Raw genomic sequence first — 262 nt, forward strand, 5'->3', positions numbered from 1 at the left:
TTACATTCGTCCCGGTCATGCTGTGGATCTCGGCTTTGGCCGCTGGTGTTAAAATCAGCATTTTCACACTGATCGGAATGAGGCTCCGCCGCGTCATTCCAAACCGCGTGGTGAACCCGCTCATCAAAGCGCACAAAGCGGGACTTGATGTTGCCATCAATCAGCTGGAAAGCCACTATCTTGCAGGGGGTAATGTTGACCGGGTCGTCAACGCGCTTATCGCTGCCCAACGTGCAAACATTGAACTTACATTCGCCAGATG

At 52.7% G+C, this 262-nt stretch carries 1 protein-coding gene; it reads left to right on the forward strand.

The features are described from left to right. Positions 1-262, forward strand: a 262-nt coding sequence (locus CH339_RS25775; protein WP_210207412.1) for a flotillin-like FloA family protein, incomplete at both ends; no start/stop codon positions are given.

The sequence above is a fragment of the Rhodobium orientis genome (assembly GCF_003258835.1).
GTDB lineage: Bacteria > Pseudomonadota > Alphaproteobacteria > Rhizobiales > Rhodobiaceae > Rhodobium > Rhodobium orientis.